Annotated in this window: 17 protein-coding genes; 4 read left to right on the forward strand and 13 right to left on the reverse strand. The window is 40.7% G+C overall.

The annotated features are described in order from the left end of the window. Positions 1–34 precede the first annotated feature (34 nt). Positions 35–3,079 carry an immune inhibitor A domain-containing protein gene (locus CWB85_RS04265; RefSeq protein ID WP_138554262.1) on the forward strand — a complete coding sequence of 1,015 codons (3,045 nt, stop codon included), beginning with the start codon at positions 35–37 and terminating at the stop codon, positions 3,077–3,079. Positions 3,080–3,143: 64 nt separating this feature from the next. On the opposite strand, the gene CWB85_RS04270 is transcribed toward CWB85_RS04265, so the two are convergent. The 6 genes from CWB85_RS04270 to CWB85_RS04295 form a co-directional block, all read right to left on the reverse strand. After that, positions 3,144–4,151 (reverse strand): isocitrate dehydrogenase, encoded by a 1,008-nt coding sequence (locus tag CWB85_RS04270; protein WP_138554191.1) that lies wholly within the window; start codon positions 4,149–4,151, stop codon positions 3,144–3,146. Positions 4,152–4,336: 185 nt separating this feature from the next. Further along, entirely contained in the window at positions 4,337–6,025 is a 1,689-nt protein-coding gene (locus tag CWB85_RS04275) for a hypothetical protein (protein WP_138554192.1), read from the reverse strand. A 10-nt stretch (positions 6,026–6,035) separates the two neighbouring features. Next, complete coding sequence (locus tag CWB85_RS04280) at positions 6,036–6,419, reverse strand: DUF3192 domain-containing protein (protein WP_016706667.1); 384 nt, start codon at positions 6,417–6,419, stop codon at positions 6,036–6,038. A gap of 69 nt (positions 6,420–6,488) precedes the next feature. Further along, the gene (gene xni / locus CWB85_RS04285) at positions 6,489–7,262 is read right to left on the reverse strand and encodes a flap endonuclease Xni (RefSeq protein WP_138554193.1); all 774 of its coding nucleotides are present in this window, start codon (positions 7,260–7,262) and stop codon (positions 6,489–6,491) included. A 14-nt stretch (positions 7,263–7,276) separates the two neighbouring features. Then, positions 7,277–8,620, reverse strand: a complete 1,344-nt coding sequence (gene ppnN, locus CWB85_RS04290) for a nucleotide 5'-monophosphate nucleosidase PpnN (RefSeq protein WP_016706665.1) — start codon at positions 8,618–8,620, stop codon at positions 7,277–7,279. 41 nt (positions 8,621–8,661) lie between these two features. Further along, a complete protein-coding gene (locus CWB85_RS04295) occupies positions 8,662–10,212 on the reverse strand; it encodes a GGDEF domain-containing protein (protein WP_016706664.1) in 1,551 nt (516 codons plus the stop codon). A 201-nt stretch (positions 10,213–10,413) separates the two neighbouring features. Here CWB85_RS04295 and CWB85_RS04300 point away from each other — a divergent pair, with 201 nt between their 5' ends. Then, positions 10,414–12,198: a M61 family metallopeptidase gene (locus tag CWB85_RS04300; protein ID WP_138554194.1), complete on the forward strand. Its 1,785-nt coding sequence runs from the start codon at positions 10,414–10,416 to the stop codon at positions 12,196–12,198. Positions 12,199–12,203: 5 nt separating this feature from the next. Here the strand turns inward: CWB85_RS04300 and CWB85_RS04305 are convergent, their stop codons facing one another. Then, complete coding sequence (locus CWB85_RS04305) at positions 12,204–13,016, reverse strand: glycosyltransferase family 25 protein (protein ID WP_138554195.1); 813 nt, start codon at positions 13,014–13,016, stop codon at positions 12,204–12,206. A 233-nt stretch (positions 13,017–13,249) separates the two neighbouring features. On the opposite strand from CWB85_RS04305, the gene CWB85_RS04310 reads away from it, so the two are divergent. After that, positions 13,250–15,409 carry a S46 family peptidase gene (locus tag CWB85_RS04310; RefSeq protein WP_016706661.1) on the forward strand — a complete coding sequence of 720 codons (2,160 nt, stop codon included), beginning with the start codon at positions 13,250–13,252 and terminating at the stop codon, positions 15,407–15,409. A 284-nt stretch (positions 15,410–15,693) separates the two neighbouring features. Here the strand turns inward: CWB85_RS04310 and CWB85_RS04315 are convergent, their stop codons facing one another. Then, positions 15,694–15,873 (reverse strand): DUF1289 domain-containing protein, encoded by a 180-nt coding sequence (locus tag CWB85_RS04315; RefSeq protein WP_016706660.1) that lies wholly within the window; start codon positions 15,871–15,873, stop codon positions 15,694–15,696. 73 nt (positions 15,874–15,946) lie between these two features. Between CWB85_RS04315 and CWB85_RS04320 the strand changes: the two genes are divergently transcribed. Then, positions 15,947–16,987, forward strand: coding sequence for a S1C family serine protease (locus CWB85_RS04320; RefSeq protein ID WP_016706659.1), 1,041 nt, complete (start codon positions 15,947–15,949; stop codon positions 16,985–16,987). 96 nt (positions 16,988–17,083) lie between these two features. Here CWB85_RS04320 and CWB85_RS04325 read toward each other — a convergent pair whose 3' ends face one another. From CWB85_RS04325 to CWB85_RS04345, 5 genes are all read right to left on the reverse strand, one after another. Continuing rightward, positions 17,084–17,596 (reverse strand): hypothetical protein, encoded by a 513-nt coding sequence (locus CWB85_RS04325; protein WP_016706658.1) that lies wholly within the window; start codon positions 17,594–17,596, stop codon positions 17,084–17,086. Positions 17,597–17,697: 101 nt separating this feature from the next. Beyond that, the gene (locus tag CWB85_RS04330) at positions 17,698–18,432 is read right to left on the reverse strand and encodes a DUF4097 family beta strand repeat-containing protein (RefSeq protein ID WP_138554196.1); all 735 of its coding nucleotides are present in this window, start codon (positions 18,430–18,432) and stop codon (positions 17,698–17,700) included. A 299-nt stretch (positions 18,433–18,731) separates the two neighbouring features. Continuing rightward, entirely contained in the window at positions 18,732–19,346 is a 615-nt protein-coding gene (gene hisIE, locus CWB85_RS04335; protein ID WP_138554197.1) for a bifunctional phosphoribosyl-AMP cyclohydrolase/phosphoribosyl-ATP diphosphatase HisIE, read from the reverse strand. After that, positions 19,337–20,116 carry an imidazole glycerol phosphate synthase subunit HisF gene (gene hisF / locus CWB85_RS04340; protein ID WP_138554198.1) on the reverse strand — a complete coding sequence of 260 codons (780 nt, stop codon included), beginning with the start codon at positions 20,114–20,116 and terminating at the stop codon, positions 19,337–19,339. Before hisF ends, hisIE begins: the two co-directional genes overlap by 10 nt. After that, on the reverse strand, positions 20,098–20,832 hold the full coding sequence (locus CWB85_RS04345; RefSeq protein WP_016706654.1) for a 1-(5-phosphoribosyl)-5-[(5-phosphoribosylamino)methylideneamino] imidazole-4-carboxamide isomerase: 735 nt from the start codon (positions 20,830–20,832) through the stop codon (positions 20,098–20,100). Before CWB85_RS04345 ends, hisF begins: the two co-directional genes overlap by 19 nt. Between the last annotated feature and the right edge of the window lie 12 nt (positions 20,833–20,844).

A 20,844-nucleotide genomic window follows, 5' to 3' on the forward strand; every position in this document is an offset into this window, starting at 1 on the left:
AAATAGTATGTACCTTTTTGAATAGTTCGCTATGATGGCAACAATACAGTGGGAAGTAGGTGATAAAGTGAAAAATGTACAATGGTTCTTTGTCTTGATGCTGGCATTATTAACTCAGCCAACTATCGCAAAGCCACAATCAAGTAGCCCAACCGACATTGGTGTGATCAACAAAGAACGGATCCTCTATTGGCTAAATAAACGAGGACAGCTTAATGATCACTCTGATACTCAGTCGCTGTTAAATGATTATATAGGTCAAGGTGGAACCCACCTTTTTCAGAAGCAGCATATACCTGCGTTATTAAATCAACAACGTACAATAGCAAAGCGCATGGCAAGTGTGTCTGCTCAATTACCTAATGAACACAAGAATACCGTAAAGGTTCTCGCTATTTTAGTCGACTTTGCGGATTTACCCCATGATGAGCATGGTTTAGTTGCTGCTGACACGGATATGTATTATGAAGACTACAGTATCGAGCACTATCAACAAATGTTGTTCTCAACTACAGGTTATAAAGGGCCGCAACAGCAAACATTGCAAACTGCGTATCAATATTACCAGCAAGCGTCAGGAGAAAGCTTAGCTTTTACAGGCAATGTCTATGGCTGGGTAAGGGCGGATAGTAAAGCCAGTAGTTATGGAGCACGTCAAGGCGATAATAATGATATTGATGCACCGCGGTTAGTACACGAAGCGGTAGAAAAAGCTGTTGCGCAATTTAATATTAATTTAGCTGACTATGATTTGACCGACTTAGATGATCTTGATGGTGATGGAATAACCAATGAACCTGATGGCATCATTGACCATGTGATGATTTTTCATTCAAGTATTGGTGAGGAAGCGGGTGGTGGCGTTCTTGGCACTGATGCTATCTGGTCACATCGCTATTATGTGTATGGCGATGCCGAGGACTCGACTACTGTTATTAGTAACAGTGACATTCGTTTATTTGGTTATACGATTAATCCAATTGATGCAGGCATTGGCGTGGTTGTGCATGAGTTTGGTCATGATCTTGGCTTGCCTGATGAATATGATTTAACCGGTAGTGAACTTGGTGAACCGGTTGCGCTTTGGTCTGTTATGTCGGGCGGTAGCTGGGCAGGTTTCCCAAGTGGTTCACAGCCGGTTATGTTTAGTCCGTATGCGCTTGAGTACTTACAAAATCGATACCAAGGTAATTGGTTAAATCAAGTTAATATTTCACTAGATGAAGTTCCAAATAACTCACAACACATACTTCAGCATAGTAGCGGCACTTCTGCAGCACTTAATCAACTTAAGATCACTTTGCCAGCGAGTTTAGAATCGTTTTATCAAGCGGTAGAAGGCCGATTTCAATACTACTCCGGCAGTGGCGATAATATTGCTCATAGTATGGCCTTTAAAATAGATATACCAGCGAGTGAAGTGCCAACCTATTTAGATTTAAGTGCGTATTACAGCATAGAAGACCATTATGATTATGCCCAAGTGCTGGTTAATGGCCAAGCAATGGCTTCTCAGTATACTAAAGAGAATAATCCTTTTTATGAGCAACTTGGTCATTACATCAGTGGATCTTCAAGCTCGGTCGTTGGGAGACAGCAACCCAATAATTACCTACGGCATCGGTTTGATTTATCGGACTACGCGGGACAGAGTATTACCCTTGCCTTTACGTATAAAACAGATGTTTATACCAACTACTTTGGTTTTGTGGTTGATGATTTAAGTATTAGCCAAGGGAATAAGCTCGTTTGGCAAGAAAACGCAGAGCAAGTACCTGCCGTGCAACTAACTGGTTTTAGCCGTGTGGGTGAACACATTTATGCAAAACCACAGCATTACTATTTGCAGTTACGTAGCCATTTAGGAATTGACAGTGGCTTACAAGCTGAACAGTATTCGCCGGGGTTGCTACTTTGGTCTGCTAATGAACAATTTTCAGATAACAACACCCCAGAGCATGTTGGTGAGGGCTTCATATTAGTTGTCGATGCAGATCAAAATGCGATTACTAAAGGGGCTAGTGATGAAGTCGCCAGTACCACAATTCAATTACGTGATGCTGCATTTAGTCTTTATGGACAGCGACAGGGGCTGGGCGATACAGAGTTAACAGCCATCACGAAATTTACTGATGTTAATGATTATAGCTTTATCGAGCAGCCAGCTTCTGGTGTTAAATTGTCTCCGCTCGGTTTTAACTTCTCCATTATTGATCAAGCCGTAGATAACAGCTCAATCGAGTTATTGTTAGGCTATACGGCGCAATCAGGGATCACGGCAGTGGTCAATGATCTTGATGTGAGCTTTGAAATTAAGGGGATGACATTAACACCAACAGATAGTTTTAGCTGGCAGTTTGGCGATGGAAAAAGTAGTGAAGAGCTACGCCCTGACCATCAGTATGCTGATTATGGCAGTTATACAGTGAGCTTTACTCGCATAGATGAACAAGAGCGCCAGTTTCAAGAAACGATGACACTGCTGCTAACAGAGCCACTTACAATTACAGGTATTGATACCAATACAGAGCAAGGAACTGTCACTGCACAAGTGGTTATTTCAGGCGGGCAAGCACCGTATAATTACACATGGCAACTTGGTGATGGCTCAACGTCTACAGGGCAAACTATAAGTTATATGTATGAACACAGCGGTGATTATACACTGCATGTAACTGTCACGGATGCCAATAATGAAATGCAGTCTTTTGCAACAAGCGTTTCCCCAAAGGTGCCATTTACCGCTCAAGCACATTATAACGCAAATCGCTTATTGGTTAATTTTAATAGTGATCTGCAAGGGGGATTTAATAATTATACTTACACTTGGGATTTTGGTGATAGCAGTACTGTAAGTAGACTTGCTAACCCTTCTCACACGTATAGCGAGCCTGGAAGTTACACTGTGACGCTGACAGTTTCAGACACTTCCCCCGATGGTCTTGAACAAACATTGCCAGTGATTAAACTGCAAGTGGCAGTACAAAAACAAACTGCGAGTGCAGGCTCCAGCGGTGGCGGTATACTATGGTTGATGTTAGTACTTTTACCTATCAGTTTACGACGCAGGAAACTGTAATATCGTTAACGAAAAAGCCAGTAAACACTGGCTTTCTTTTTAGCGGTTATATTATTCGTTTTAATTATAAACGGTCAATAACAGCTTGTGTGAAGTCAGTTGTGCCGTGATTACCACCTAAATCGCGAGTAGTACGGTCACCCGTTTTAATAACGTCTGCTACTGCACTACGGATACGCTCTGCAGTGTCACCCATTTCTAAATGCTCTAACATTTGGATAGATGCTAAAATTACAGATGTTGGGTTTGCTAAGTTTTTACCTGCAATATCAGGTGCACTACCGTGAACGGCTTCAAAGATTGCTGCAGTTTCACCAATATTAGCACCTGGCGCCATACCTAAGCCACCGACTAAACCTGCACATAAATCTGATAAAATATCACCAAACAGGTTGGTCGTTACAATGACATCAAACTCTTCAGGGCTCATAACAAGCTTCATACACGTTGCATCAACGATCATTTCTGTTGATTCAATTTCAGGGTAACGCTCAGCCACTTCACGGGCGACCTTTAAAAATAAACCTGACGTTGATTTTAAAATGTTCGCTTTATGTACGGCTGTTACTTTTTTACGGCCTTCACGAACTGCAAGCTCGTATGCAAAAGTAACGATTTTTTCAGCACCTTCACGGGTGATCATCGACATAGCTTGTGCTTCGTTACCATCTTCAGAGGTTACTTGGCCTAAGCCTGAGTACATGCCTTGGGTGTTTTCACGTACAGTGATGATATCGATATCTTCATAACGCGCTTTAGTGCCGACAAAAGATTTTACAGGGCGAACATTGGCATATAGACCAAATTGCTTACGTAAAGTTACATTAATTGAAGTAAACCCTTCACCCACTGGCGTTGTTAGCGGACCTTTAAGGGTAATTTTATTACGTGCAATCGTATCGATCGTTTCTTGCGGTAATAATTCACCGGTCTTTTCTAAGGCTGCAAGACCTGCATCAACGAATTCATAATCAAAATCGCACCCTGCGGCTGTTAAGATCTCAAGAGCTGAATCAATAATACTTGGACCGATGCCGTCGCCTTTGATCACTGTGATGGTTTGTTTGGCCATGAACTTTTCCTATTACGAGTTAGAGAAGCACGTAAATATGTCGCATTGTTAAACTGCGATAGCTTGTTAGATTATTTACGTGAATGAGTTTGAAAATGTAAGCGGCTTTTATAGCAATTTATTCAACTTTTTGCCAGTAAAACCCGTGAAAACGCTCCTAATTAGTCACAATGTCTAATAAGTATTCATACACTACTACACAAACCTAAACTGGGTAGTTGACTGTAAAATTGTTTACTGGATTGCCAATCGAGTCGTTTAAGTACCTGTTCAAAAGTATCTGTTTGCCAACGACTTTGCTGAGCATTTGGTTGAAATACCTTGATTACCACCAATTTTATTGCAACCCATAGTTGCGCTTGTGTAGATAAAAGTTGCTTTTGCTGTTGCTCTGCATCCAATAGGGCTTGGGTCCATGGGTTGTCGCCTAGCAGTTCAAGTAGATAAGCTGTTAAATGTTCACTATCATCAATTGTCACGCCAAATAACCAAGAAAATGGCATACTTACATCACTTTTTAGCTGTTTTTCATACAATACTTTACGGCTTATTGTAGTACTGCAATGCTCGATTAAGTAACTTACATAGCCGTAAATGGGTAATGCGAGTAGTTCAAACTGACTATGCTTATCATGACTAACAAGTAGATCTAGCAAGCGTATAATCGCCTGTAAGCGTAGTTGTACATGTTGCATCAATGGATGGGCTTGATGACTCACAAGTTGTTCAAATAGCACCTGTTGAATGATAGCGGGGGCATTATATAAACCAACCATTGATAAACAGTGACGTAGGTCTTTCCCTGCTAAATGTTCTTTATTATATGGCCTGACTGCTTCACGTAGTAATTCAATCGTTGTATGGCGGTGAGACAGGAGTTTAGCAAGTGCACTGTATGAATACTCTTTCTGTATTTTAACTTGGCTTATCAACAGTAATAACTGTTGTTTTTCAGCATCAATAACTTTGACAGGCGATGCGATATGGTCCGTAAACCATACACTAAATAATAACCGTTTATCGATACTGGGTCGTTGCTTTGAGTTTGACTCTAATCTTGCTTTAACACTGTACCATTTCGCTTTTTGCTGCTCACTTAATGCAATTAATACATGACGTTGGCGAGAGTCTTTTCCAACATAAGTCAACTGCTGATCATGATACTGTATTAAAGCACCTGGTAAGTAAGGACCAATGTGAGCAATTAATGCTTTTAATGCGTGTTGTGCAAACAAGTTAGGGGTACGAATGTAAATATCAGCAATTGCTTTGTATATATCAACGTGGTCGTTTTGCGTACGATACGTAATGTTCATAGCTATTACATTTGCTAATGCCACTAAGGTCGTTGGTCCATCGTAGAGCATGATTTTTGGCGTACTTAACAGTGCCTGTTTATATTTATTCAAGCGCGATAAAATACCTGCAATATGCGCTGTTGGTATATTTGCCGCCTGTAGTAATTTAACTGCGAGCTGATGGCGCGATTGCCACTGTTTTTTTTCTTGTAAGTTGAGAGGCTGGCGCAGTGCTAATTTATTGGTTTGAGTTTGCACGCATAAATAATTGGTTAAACACACACAAATAAGAAGCTGGGTGATTTTACTGTCGTAGCTTAAAGAGTGACACAATGCACAAATAATAACACATTGATTGACGACTAAATTCGTTGTGTAACCATGGCTGTCAACATAAAGGCAAAGTTGTGCTTGCATCGCATTTGGATGTGTTTGGTAGAGCGTATAATACTGCTCAGCCAGTTGGCACAAAAGCGGATAAATTTGCGGCCATTGATTTTTGTTATGATAAAACCGTAACACTTGATGAGTTTTGTCAAAAAGGCTTGCAAGATCCTGTGCGCAGGGATTATCCATAGTTAATCAATTACCCGTGTTGCTCGTATACGTCAAATGCACTGGGTCCCCATAAAATTAATTCACCATTTTTAAACAGTAAACCTGTGCATTCGTCCATTGTGGTGATCCCATCCGATTTGACATGTTGTGTACGGTAAAAAATAATTTGCCATACTTGTTCGTTATCACGTTTAGCAAAAGTTAGATCTGGACTGCCTAAATACTCTAACACAGTGTTTAAGGTCGTAGGTGTTTCTACACTTAACTTAGCGATATAACGTTTATTGAATGCTTCTCGGTCCTGCCAGATCATTGCCTGTGGATCATCTTTATAAAAAGTGATGACCAAAGTTGCGATCAAGGCATATACACCTAAACCTAATATGAGATAGCGAAAAACTTTCTTAAACATTTTACACTCTTACACTGAGACTTAAACCGAGTATACGCATAGTTCAAATTCAGTGCTACGAGAATGCGATTAATTGAGCCTTAACTGCTTTAAACTAAAGCCTAAATTAATATCTGTACGTAAAGCCACCAAATGTTTAGAGGTAATATAGTCTGTCATACCTGCTGCTAATTTTTTACGCACAGCGGGAGATAGCGTCTCATCTTCAGTGGCTTGGGCAATATCTGCATGCTTGCTGATAATTTCAATGGCTGTTTTACTGCCTATCCCTTTAACGCCGGGAATGTCATTGGTTTTATCGCCGGCCATAGCCCAAAAATCAATTAATCTTGACTGTTGAACACCAAATCGTTTTTCGATTGCAGCGTGATCTAAATACTCTTTTTTAAAATAGTCATACACATTGATGTAGTTATTTAAGCTTGGTAAAAAACCTTTATCGGTAGAAACAATCGTGCTGCACAATTGATTGTCAGCCATTTTATGGGCCAAGGTGGCAATGATATCATCGGCTTCATCATTTAGCGGGGTAAACACCACCATACCAGTTTGTTCAATCGCATGTTTAAACTTATCTAAAGCGTTTTGTAGTGTTGCTGGCATCGGTGCACGGCTACTTTTATAATGTTGGTAATAATGATAACGCCAGCTTTTATCGCCATCGAATACAGCGATTGCATGGCTGGCTTGGGTGATCTTAATAAGCTTTTCACAGGCATGAGCAACCCGCGCGCAGCAGGTAATGATCATTTGCTCATCACTGCCTTTATTTTGATTACTATCTACTGCATAGATGCGCCTAATTAAATTAAGCGCATCTATTAAAAGTAACTGACCTGACACAACTATATTTACCCTTATGCCTTAACTTCATAACATGGTACATATTTACTACCTGGAAGTTTCATTCTACCTTGCTCAACAAATGCTTGTAGTAGCCTGTCCATTGCTTTCATTAGCGCCGGCTCGCCACTAATTACAAAGCGACCGTGCTGTTTAATCGCTTGGATACCTTCGTCTTTTACATTGCCGGCCACAATCCCTGAAAATGCACGCCGTAAGTTAGCGGCAAGTAATTGCTTTTCTTGGTTTAAATGCAAATCAAGGCTGGCCATATTGTTATGGGTAGGCGCAAACGGTTTTTGAAATTCATTATCTATTTTCAATGTCCAGTTAAAATAATAAGCATCCCCTTGGCTCTTACGATAATCACGAACATTTGCCATTGCAGATTTGAGCTTGATACCGACTAACTCAGGGTTATCAATGATCACTTCAAATTTATCAAGGGCTTCTTTGCCGAGCGTCATTTCAATAAATTGGCATAGCTCAGTAAAATAATTCTCACTCTCTTTAGGCCCAGTTAAAATAACGGGCAATGACTGTTTAGCGTTGTCAGGGTGAAGTAATATACCTAATAAATATAATAATTCTTCAGCTGTCCCTGCGCCACCTGGGAAAATTATAATAGCGTGCGCAGTACGTACAAAGGCTTCAAGGCGTTTTTCGATATCAGGCAGAATAACCAGCTCATTAACGATTGGATTGGGTGGTTCAGCGGCAATAATACTCGGCTCTGTTAAACCTAAGTAGCGGTTGTTGGTGTTTCGTTGCTTCGCATGACCAATTGTAGCACCTTTCATCGGGCCCTTCATTGCACCTGGGCCACAGCCAGTACAAATGTTTAAGCCACGTAAGCCTAATTCGTAACCAACTTGTTTGGTGTATTTGTATTCTACTTCATTGATTGAATGGCCGCCCCAACAAACAATCATACTTGGGTCGCTATTAACGCGCAGGGCCGCTGCATTGCGCAGCATGTCAAACACCATATGGGTAATGGCTTTTTGTTCGCTTAAATCTTTTTCATACTTTTGACAGATAAATAAAATGTCACGAATTACAGAGAAAATATGCTCGTGAATACCGGTAATTATTTCACCATCAACAAACGCCGTTGTTGGCGGATTGAGTAGCTCAATTTTAATGCCGCGTTCACGGCTAAGTAAACGAATATCAAAATCTTCATATTTGTCATAAATCTCTGAGCTTGAATCAGTGTGGCTACCCACATTGAGAACAGCTAAAGCACAATTTCTAAATAACTTATAACGCTCGCTGGTGGATGATTGCTCTAATAAATCTACTTCAAGTTGCGACAGTAAATCTAACACACCTGTCGGGTTTAACTGTATTAACATAGGCATTCTCCTTGCTTTTGAAAGCAGTGGGGGAGTCGTGATTATTTATTGATACATAAACGATCACGACCGGTTTTTTTGGCTTTGTAAAGAGCATCATCAGCACGATCAAATGCACTCAAAGGTGTATCGCCTTTCTTAAATTGAGTAGCACCGATTGAAATTGTGATCTCTACTTGTTTATCTTTAAACTTAAACGGAATTCCCTTAACCGCTTTTCTAATTTTTTCAAGAGGTTGACTGGCATACTCTAAAGACATACCTGGCATTAATAACACGAATTCTTCACCGCCGTAACGCGCAATAAAGTCAGATTTACGAATAGACATCTGCAATGCTTTGGCAATCACTTGCAGTGTTTTATCACCGGCACTATGGCCGTATTTATCATTAATAGATTTAAAGTGATCGACATCAATCACCACTAGTGTGACATCGGACTCTTGCACCGCAAATAAATGAAATTCATGGTTAAATCGCTCATCAAACGCAGCTCGGTTAGGTAATTTCGTTAAGCTATCAAGTAAACTTTTAAAGCGTTGTTCATGCAAACGTTTTTTATATTTTGATAACTTAGTTTCAAGATTACCAATGCGTTGATTTATTTCTTGAAAACTGCCAAGTAACATTTCTCGGTCCTGTTGTTCAAGACGTTCTTTTTCGATTAAATCTTGGCTAAGTGATTTTAATTCGTTATCCACGAGTGCTTTTAATGCTGAAATTGATGTGGCATTTTGTGTTTGCGTTGTTAGATTATTAATTTTACCTTCGATGCGTTTATTAAGCGCATCAAATTCAGCCCCCATCGCTTCAGAATGTTTGCTCGTAGAGACGATTGAGTGATGCAATTCTTCAAGAGTTTGATTTAATGAAACTAAAAAACTTTGGGCTGATTGACGCTCTTTACTAATATTCCCAGCAATAATTTTGATTATTTCAATTGCTGCACGTAACAAATCATCGACAGAATCGGTTTCAGAAATATTATTCTTAATTGTTTTTACTTGATCTGCTGCTTCATCTTCAAAAACTAAATCGTTCGCTAAATTTAATAACTCTTTTGCTAATGAAGGCTGCGCGGCTGTTTGCTGGCTATCAGATAAAGTGAGTTTGGCATGCAGTGCTTGGTGATAAATAGCCACTAAACGATTTAGCAGCGGGGTAAAGTCACGCGTTGATTGTACGTTATTGAGCTCATGATCAAGTAAATGGCGCAAGGTCCTGCGCGCATCTTCAGGTAACCCTTTGGTTTTTTGTAATAACTTACCAGCATCAAGGACACTATTATGAAGTTCACGTTGATGAGCGGCTTGTTGGGCTTCTTGACTTTTTAATAGCGTCAAAATCTCATCGATAAGGGGAGAGAAAGCCTCAAAGTCAACGCCTTTGCTAAGGGCACTGCGAAATTTGGCTAAGCGGTTATCCAGTTCGATATCCATGCCCTTACAACTCAAAGAGAGTTTTGCTGCAAAATTACTTAGGGTGTCTACTTGGTGTTTTCGTGCATGTTCAAGGACCATGCGAGTATCAATGGCCTGTTTAAGTTTTTTATTTAAAACTTCGAGCTGTTGTGACACTAAAAATTCCGCCATTGATTTAATCTTTATTGGACTAAGTTTACAACAAAAACGGCACAAATGTAGTCACTAAGTCAAAAACTTAGCTTTTGTTGATGATTTTTATTCATCGAACCTATCTGGACGTGAATTTATCGCTTTTAATTCACATTTCCTATCATCGTTGTTAGGCTCAAGCACAATTATGAACACTGGATATAAGAATTAAGAACCGTTATGAAAAAGTTTTTAGCTTTGTCGGTATTAGCCGCATTTTCTCAATCGGTGTGGGCCGATGTTAATTATTCACTTGCTGTCACTCAACCTGAACATCATTTAGGTAATGTGAGTGTTGAATTTCCACAAACCGCGCAAGCACATTTAGATGTAAAATTACCAGCTTGGCGTACCGGCCGTTATGAAATTTTAAACTTGGCCAATGGTGTACGTTTTTTTGAGGCCAAGGATGAGAATGGTAAAGCATTAAAATGGGAAAAAGTGGATGCTAGTACTTGGCGTGTTCATCTTAACGAACCTACAGAAGTAAATATTGATTACCAGGTTTATGCGAATGAACTGGGTAAACGTGCACGCCATATTGATGATAGTCACGCATTTATCGATGCATCGGGCTTTTTCATGTTCAGTGAATCATTCCGCCAAGAACCCGTTACTGTCAAGCTTGATGTGCCTAAAGCATGGCGTTCAGTATCGGGAATGGACAATGCCGGTTCTAAGCATAGTTTTAAAGCCGCCAATTACGACGTATTAGTTGATTCACCGATCGAAACCGGTATTAATGAGTTACATAAATTCAAGGTTGATGGCCGAGATTATGAACTGGTAATTTGGGGCGAAGGTAACTACGATGTTGATTTAATGCTTAATGATTTAAAGAAACTAGTTACTACAGGTAGTGTGATCTGGGATGATTACCCGTATGAGCGTTACGTCTTTATGGTGCACGCTACATCGGGTGCAGGTGGCGCAACAGAGCATATCAATTCAACCATTATTCAGCGTCCACGTGATCGTTTTGGTTCACGTGAAGATTACCTTGCGTTTATTAGCACGGCAGCTCATGAATTTATTCATACCTGGAATGTAAAAGCCTATAGACCAGAAGGTCTAGTGCCTTACGACTACACACATATGAACTTTGATAAGTTACTTTGGATTGCTGAAGGCTCAACCAGTTATTTTGAAGATCACTTAATGGTACGCGCAGGTATATCAACCACTGATGAATTTCTTAATACCTTAACAAAAACGGTTAACCGCCACCTTGCGACTCCAGGGCGAGAAGTGCAAAGCGCTACAGAAACCAGCTTTGACAAATGGATCAACCAAGGCGGCGACCATGCGCGCAACTACAGTACTAATATATACTCAGAGGGTGCGTTGATCTCGATGGCGCTTGATATTGATCTACTTGATAAAAGTAAAGGCAAACAGAGTTACCGCGATGTTCACCGTGCATTGTATAGTCAATATAAAATGCCTCATGGCTTTAGTGTCAATGATGTTAAAGCTATCTTAAAAGAGTTAACTGGTCGCGATTACAGCAACTGGTGGGCAGACAATGTTGATGCACCTGCTGCTATCGATTTTGATGCTTTGTTTGCAAAAGTGGGTTTAGAGTTAGTACGTCCTAAAGGCGCTAAAGCGGTTGCTTGTATTGATGCTGTAGCAAAAAATAGCGGTGAGTTACTCACCTTAACGCATGTACGTCGTGATGGCGCTGCATGGCAGGCGGGCTTAACTACTGATGATAAAATTGTCGCTATTAATAAAAAGCATGTAGGCAAAGATTTAACAGCAAGCTTAGAGACCTTCAAAGCAGGCGATAAAGTGACCATTGATTTTATTCGTCGCGATGCGCTGCAAACGACGACACTCGAGCTCAATGAAGACTTTGATAAAGACAAAAAGCTGGTTGCTCGTAAAGGGGCAACCACAGAGCAAATGGCGTTATTTAAAGCGTGGATGGGTGTCGAGCACCCAAATTTAGCTAAAAAATAACTGCGTTATTGTTTTAAAACGTTATTGATAAAAGGAGCTGCGGCTCCTTTTTTATAATCACTGTTACTTAAGGCACGTTTGGTGTGTTTAACGAAGTCTGCAGTGGCAAATTTATTTTTCACGGCACTCGATAGTTGCTGACCTTTTCGTGTTAAAAATGATTTTTTAACACGCACTGCACTGCGCGATTTTATATCGCTGACTTGCTCACAATTTTGAGCAAAGGGATAGGGCAGTAACGAATAGCCAGCTACCTGTGTTTCCCAGATATGTTGTAAATCACAATCCACAGGACGGCCAAATGTATCTGTCGCCGCTAATAATTGTTTGGCACCTTGATAACTAATAGCTGTTGCACAACAGCCTGTCATCAATTTTTTATGTATGACTAGCTGCTGTTCATGCTGTAAAGGCACTTGGTAGGCAATAGGGCGAGTCCGGTTTTGATAAGCAGAGAGTTTTATCATCTGCCAATCAAAGGGGAGTTGTTCAATGTTTTTGATAGTATTATTGAGATCAGTGTCTAAGATAAAGTCATCTTCGAGCACAATCGCGTAATCAAGCTGCCTTTCAACTATTGTTTGCCATGCTTTACGGTGGCTTAGGTAACAGCCAATCTGTCCTACGCTCAATGAGTAGTGGTAGTTCTGCTTATTAAGTACAGCGCTGTAGTGACGATTTAGCTGCGCTGGTGTCAGTATCGCTCCATCAATAGCATCTATTCGCTCAAAACTCAGCCCATATTTGGCTAATTGTTGCTGGCTGGTTGTTAACCGCTCAGGAGAGTGAGCTAAATTGATTACAAGAATAGTAGGCATGGTTAGGCCGAATTACTAAAGAGTAGTTAAACCTTAGCGACTCTGAATGACAATTTGATTGCAGTGTTATGTCGTTTTAGTTGCGTGGATTGTCAAACTATTAGCACAATAGGGCTTAAGATAACGCAGTGTATATTTTGTTACATTATAATAGTGCAGTTTAGTCGCAGAAATATTGACCCAAATAAGTGTTCACGCGTAACCTGCCGTTTAAATAACAAAAAGGACTAAAAATGCGTTTAAAACCTCTTATCGCAATGCTTGCTATTGCAGTCTCTGGTACTTCTTTTGCTGATGAAGGGATGTGGCAACCTCATCAATTGCCAGATCTTGAATCGATTCTTAAAGCTAAAGGGCTGGAAATTGATGCTAAATCTATCTCTAAATTAACCGAATTTCCAATGAATGCTGTAATAAGCCTCGGTGGTTGCACAGCCTCATTTGTATCGCCTAAAGGGTTAGTCGTTACCAATCATCATTGCGCATATGGCTCGATTCAGTACAACTCTACACCTGAGAACAATATATTAGAAAATGGTTTCTTGGCAAAAACACCTGCTGAAGATTTACCTGCGGCACCAGGCTCTCGCGTATACGTGACAGAAACTGTTACTGATGTAACTGACAAAGTGATCAAAGGGACTGAAAAGCTCAGTGCTAAAGCACGTTACGATGCCCTAGATAAAAATGAAAAAGCGCTAGTCGCCGAGTGTGAAGCAGATAAAAACTACCGTTGTAATGTGTACTCATTTCACGGTGGCTTAGAGTTTTATTTAATTAAATCTCTGGAAATTAAAGATGTACGTTTAGCGTACGCACCGGCGATGGGCGTAGGTAAATACGGCGGTGATATAGATAACTGGATGTGGCCGCGTCACACGGGTGATTTTTCTTTCTATCGTGCGTACGTAGGTAAAGATGGCAAACCGGCTGAATTTAGTGAAGATAATGTCCCTTACGTACCTGATTCATACCTCAGTGTAAGCGCTAAAGGCGTGCAAGAGGGCGACTTTGTAATGGTGACAGGTTACCCAGGGCGAACTAACCGTTACCGTATTGCCGCTGAAGTTGATTATGTATTTAACGAAGCTTATCCAAAATCGCGTGAGCATAATTCGAAGTATGTGTCTTTGATTGAAGAAAACTCAGAAGACGGTAGCAAAGCGCGCATTGCTTATGAAAGCACGATAGCGGGCTACAATAACTACATTAAAAACTACGGTTCAATGATAGAAAGCTTTAATAAAGGCACTATGTATGAGCGTAAAAAACAGTTTGAACAAGACTTAACAACTTGGATAAACAGCGACCGTAAGCGTAAAAAGCAATATGGCACAGTGTTAAATGACTTATCAACGCTGGTGGCTCAATCGCAGCAGCATAACCAACGTGACCGTATGCTAGGTTATGTGCACCGCTCACAAATGATCAGCACTGCCATCAGTTTGTATCGCCTTGCCTATGAGCAACAAAAACCGGATAGCGAGCGTGAATCAGGTTATCAAGAGCGTGATTTACCGCGCATTGAAGCCGGTTTAAAACGTATGACACGTCGGTTTGATACAAATGTTGATAAAGCAATTTTACTGCATTTTTTAGAGCTATACGCAGCCTTGCCAAAGCAAGAGCGCTTTGCAGAAGTTGATAAAGTCTTTAAGCTAGAAAATGGCTTTGATAACGCGAAGCACAGCGCATTGCTAGATAAAATGTATGCAAATTCAACACTTAATGATGAAGCGGTTCGCATCACATTATCTCAGCAAGCATTTTCGGAACTTGAGCAAAATCAAGACCCATTCATTCAATACGCAAAAGCAATTTTTGCAGTAATGAAAGCTGAGGAAGACAAAGACAAAGCACTTGCAGGTAAATTACAAGCGGCGCGTCCGCAGCTCATGAGCGCCATCATAGCGTTTAATGAAGCACAAAATAAACCTGTGTATGCCGATGCTAACAGTACACTACGAGTAACGTATGGCACTGTTGGCGGTTATTCACCACAAGATGGCCTAGTCGCAACTCCATTCACAACACTTGAAGGCTTACTTGCTAAAAATACCAATGTTGATCCATTTAATGCGCCTGAAAATCTGCAAAAACAGATCAAAGCTAAGTTATATGGCGATTACACGGGCGGTATGAATACTGTACCGGTTAATTTCTTATCAAATGTTGACACCACTGGTGGTAACTCAGGTTCGCCGACCCTTAATGGTAAGGCTGAGCTGGTAGGTTTACTGTTTGATGGCGTGTATGAAAGTATTATTGGTGATTGGGATTATAACCCTGCATTAAATCGCTCAATCCACGTTGACTCACGCTATATGTTATGGGTGATGGATAAAGTAGATAACGCACAAAACCTATTAGACGAAATGAAAATCGTAAAATAAGTAGCGAGTACAAAGTAATAGGGTGCTCAGAGTAGCGCCCTTTTTCTTTTATAAATTAATTATCTCAATTATTAATCAGCAGGATAAAGGGTACCGTTTTTATTTATGATGCTTTTCCATTTCTCTATCATGGTCTGTGCATTGGCAAATTCATCGGCTGAAAGTTGTGAGTACTGTTTTTGTTGGCTTAACTAGGCTTGGGTAAATAGAAATCCCAGTTATTAAGGTAATAATAAAAATTAGCAAGAGGAGTCAGTGTCGCTTTAGAATATGAGTCACAACCTTTAGCCTTTTCTAGGTGTTGCTAAGATCGCTTGTTTTTCGCTATCCGATAAAATAATCCAATCAAAAATTTCTTCACTGGTTCGGCCACATCCTTCGCAAATACCTTTACGACGATCGCATTGCCCAATGCAGTCGGTTTTATATGCAGATGTTGGTTTTTTAATTTTCTTTGTTGCCATAATGGGACTGTTCGCTGTACTTTTTAAAGAGTCTGAGGTTTACTAGCATTACTATTTATAAAAGGATTAGGTAATGAAATTATTCTTTATAGTCTGCTTGAGCTTAGTAACTAGCTTGGCAAACGCAAAAGATTATAGCAGTTTGTATGAAAAACTCGACCAATCAGTGGTGGTTATTTATGCCGATACCGACTTACAGCGAATTGAAAATGATCGCGCAGTAAAAACCACCTCAAGTAGTTTAGGCACAGGCTCCATTATTAATGATGAAGGGCTTATTTTAACCGCAGCACATGTAGTAAATGATGCGGATGAGTTAACGGTAGATGTACCAAACCGTGGTCACTTTAAAGCGAAAGTACTGGCCAGTTATGCACCTGCTGATATTGCGCTTATTAAATTGATCAGCAAAGAGGCTGATTTTAAAGCCATTAAAATAGCGGACTCAGATAAAACAAGCATTGGCGAGGAAGTCTTTATTATTGGTACTCCTTATGGTTTGAGCCATACCTTAACGGTCGGGCATTTAAGTGGTCGGCGTATTCACCCGCATAGTGATGAGGATCTGAAACTAGAGTTCTTACAAACCGATGCAGCCATTAATCAGGGCAATTCAGGCGGCCCTATGTTCAACCAAAAAGGGCAATTGATTGGTGTAGTCAGTTATATTCAAACACAATCAGGCGGTAATGAAGGCTTAGGTTTTGCAGCCAGTAGTAACCTTGTTAAACAAATGCTGATAGAGCGGCCGACTATTTGGTTTGGTACTCACTATACAACGCTACCCAGTGGTATTACTGCAGCGTTAAATATTCCACAGCGTTCAGGTTTATTAATTGAGCGAGTATCTAAGCAAAGTTTTGCGGATCAAGTGGGTTTAAAAGGCGGTTTAGTACAGGCTGTTATTCAAGGTCAACCTTTAACGCTTGGTGGTGATGTGATTTTAGCGGTAGGGCCGCATGTGATCACTGGAGAAAAAACTAATATTGAGCTTATCACCAGCTACATTAAAGGGCTTAAAGCCGGCACGCCGATAGAATTCACTTTAATGCGTGCAGGACACGTAATTAAGCTATCAGCCCCCAAACCTGCAACCCAGATCAAGTTGCTCTAAACAGCAGACTTTCATGACTGATTTAGTGCAAGCAAAAGGCCAACAATTATGTTGGCCTTTTGTTGTTAAGTAGTGTGACTTTAAGGATGAATGTAGCTATTTTCCTGCGACAGGCTTGCCAATTTCTAATGACGTTGACCACGGCGTTGAACGCGATAACGTTTTACCTGTATGAATTGAGATCACAGGCGTTGATTCATCAAGTACAAAGGTAGTACGTAATGACTCAGCCGATTCTTTTTGTTGCTCATGCCAGTTATTCGCAGCTAAACATTCACGCGTGAAATCAACGGCTTTTTGATGAATTGCCACAGCTTGAGACTGCTCTTTATATTCTTCTTGGCAACGATAAGTCACTGTATTGGCATCTAATGCGGTGATCTGACATTGATCGCCCACTAAATTATATTTAGCAGTCCAGGTTTCCATATACTTAGTGTTTACACGGGTACGTTTTAGACCTTCAAAGCGTTTATCGTAAGAACCTAATAAACCATTGATTTTTTCACAAGGGGTGAGGTTATCAATTTGCGCTTGTTGCTCTGGAGATAAAGATGTACAACCCGCTAAAATAATACCAGTAAATAATACCGTTAAAGACTTTTTCATAGTGCGCTATCCTTTTGTAATAGCTAATCCTTCGAAGTTCCCTAAAGGATACCTAAGGGCTTGAAAAAATGCCATTAAAGACTAAAAAATAACGCTATAAATTATAAGTTTTGCTTAGGCACATTGTTTATTGCAACCGAACCAGAACCATCAGACAACAGAGTGAAGCTTGCAGCTTTATCAACATTAATACCACCAGAACCATCACTAATAGTCACATTCCCCTGAGTATTTTTTACTGTAATATTGCCAGAGCCATCGCTAATTTTCACGTTCTGCTGAGAGTTTACAAGGTAAATACTGCCTGAGCCGTCTTGAATGTCTACATTACCGGTAATGTTTCGGGCTTCAATCGAGCCTGAACCGTCATGTATATCAAGGGTGCCTGCAATATTACGGACGTGTATTTCACCTGAGCCATCATGTATTTTTGTTGCTGAGGTAGTGTCAATTGAAATTGCGCCAGAGCCATCGGTAATATTAAGCGTCATTGTTTTCGGTAATGATACCGTCAAATCAATGCGTGTTTGTTGCTCGTTATTATTACAATTATCAGCGGTGAGTGTCGCTGCAGTGTTTTTCTTAGCTAAATTAAGGCAATAATTATTATGTGCTTGATGTTGATAAATTTCAGCTTTAACGGTGATGGAATCGGTATCACTGCCAACAATATTTAAAAAACCAGCTCCGGCTTCTACGTTTAATTCTGAGGTTGATGTGGCATCAAGTGTCAGCTGTTTTGTGTTTTGTAACGTCATATCGTCATTCCACGCTAATGTTTGAGCTGATAGTAACGCTGCGCCGATCAAAGTAAGTCGAGTGAATGTGTTGATCATTATTATTCCCTTTCTTTTATGTCGTGTTTTTAGTTTAGTCGCACACAGCGGTTGAAAAGGTTTAAAGAGAAGTAGATATTTTTTTAATTCGCCTTTATGTGTGCTTCTAAAGCGAATCGCCTATTGGCCTGTTTGTGAGTAATCTATGTAAAGATCGTTTGCACAAAGAGAAGGGAATGAGAGTAGAGCAACAAATGCCTTAAGCCAATCTTCGACTCATAGGGTAGCCATACCGACTTACTTATTTATAAAAAGTCTTTTATACAATGCGCTGAGCCAAGCTCAGCGCGTGTAGATAATTACTTATGGCGTCCTTGCAAACATGCAACAACGTCTTTCAGCTCAAGGCCTTGGCGTTGTAGCAACACAATTAAGTGATATAACAAATCAGCAGATTCGTTGGTTAGCTCTTCGTTGTCATGCTTCATGGCAGCAAGAGCAACCTCAACGCCTTCTTCACCGACTTTTTGGCAGCTGCGGCTTAAGTCTTTAGCAAAAAGTGATGCAGTGTAGCTTTTTTCAGGGTCATCGTTTTTACGCTCGACAATTACTTGCTCAAGCTGGGCTAAAAAGCTTAAGCTTGGTTTAGCATCATCACCAAAACAGCTTTGTGTGCCTAAGTGACAAGTAGGGCCCAGTGGGTTGGCGAGCACTAAAATTGAATCGTAATCGCAATCCGTATGCACTGACACCACCTCTAAGTAATTTTCAGAGGTTTCGCCTTTGGTCCATAAACGGTTTTTTGAGCGTGAATAAAATGTCACTTTTTGTTTTTCAAAAGTGACCTCAAGAGACTCTTGATTCATAAAACCTTGCATTAAAATAACCCCAGTACGAGCATCTTGTACAATGGCTGGGATCAGTTCGCTTTTAGCGAAGTTGACTTGAGTGAGGTTTTCTTTAGTTAGTTGCATAGTCGCGCCGCCACTTGGTTATCTGTTAAATACTGTTTTAATTCGCCGATATTGATCACATTTTTGTGAAATACACTGGCTGCGAGTGCACCGTCGACTTGGCTTTGCTGAAATACATCAACAAAATCCTGCATGGTGCCCGCACCGCCTGAGGCAATCAGCGGAATGTCACATAAAGCACGCATTTTAGATAGTTGCTTGTTATCGTAGCCGTTACGCACGCCGTCTTGGTTCATGCAATTTAGAACGATTTCGCCTGCGCCTAAGTCTTGTACGCGTTTAACCCATTCCTGCGTTTTATAGCGTGTGCGGCTTGATGCATTAGGATCGCCAGTAAGCTGGTATACTAAATATTCGCCGGTGACTTCATCATAAAAGCTATCGATGCCGACCACTACACATTGCTTACCAAATTCATCGTGTAACTCTTTGATAAGTTCAGGGCGTGCAATAGCAGGGCTGTTGATGCTGATTTTATCGGCACCACGTTCAAGTACGCGTGCCGCATCAGCAACAGATTTTATACCACCGGCAACGCAAAAAGGAATATCAATATGGCGAGCAATGCTTTCAACCCAATTGACATCGAGTAGGCGTTTTTCCACACTGGCGCTAATTTCATAAAATACCAGTTCATCTGCGCCAGCTTCACTGTAAGCTTGGGCAAGGGTTAAAATATCACCAACGATTTCGTGGCCTTTAAACTTAACGCCTTTAACGACTTGGCCGTCTTTTACATCTAAACATGGGATTATGCGTTTTGATAACATGCCAACGCCTCCTCAACATTAAATGCACCATCAAGGAGTGACTTGCCTAAAATAACTCCACCAACGCCAAGCTCTTTTAGCTTTTTAATATCATCAAGTGAGCTTACGCCACCTGATGCTTGCACTTTAATGTCACTGTTATGTTGTGCAAGCTCTTGATACAAGGAAAATGAAGGGCCAGTCATAGTGCCGTCCTTACTGATGTCCGTGCATAGAAAGTCAATCACACCTAGTGCAACATAAAAATCCACTAGCTCAAACAAGCCAAATTCAGACTCACTTAACCAACCGTGAGTAGCAGGGGCCCAGCCGCTGTCAGTTTTATTTACATCAAGGGCAATTACAAAGTGTTTAGCGCCAAATTTTTCAATCCAAGCTTTTACTTCGTCACGTTTTTCAACGGCCATAGAGCCAATAACCACTTGGTTAGCACCAGCGTTTAGCCAGTCACTTACATCTTGCTCGCTGCGAATACCGCCGCCAACTTGATAGGGTACGTTCAGTGCTTTGGTTGCGGCTTGAATATGTTGCCACTGCTTTTTGTTTGGATCCCGTGCGCCTTCTAAATCAACAAGGTGCAACTTACCTGCGCCGCTCTGTGCATATTCTTGTAAGCGAGCGCCAAGCTCAAATGGGTAAAATTGTGCGGTATCGTATTTACCTTGATATAAACGCACGATTTGATTTTGTAATACATCTAATGCTGGAATAATCACGTTGAGTTCTCT

Origin of the sequence: Pseudoalteromonas sp. S1727, assembly GCF_005886375.1 — a bacterium.
Classification (GTDB): domain Bacteria; phylum Pseudomonadota; class Gammaproteobacteria; order Enterobacterales; family Alteromonadaceae; genus Pseudoalteromonas; species Pseudoalteromonas haloplanktis.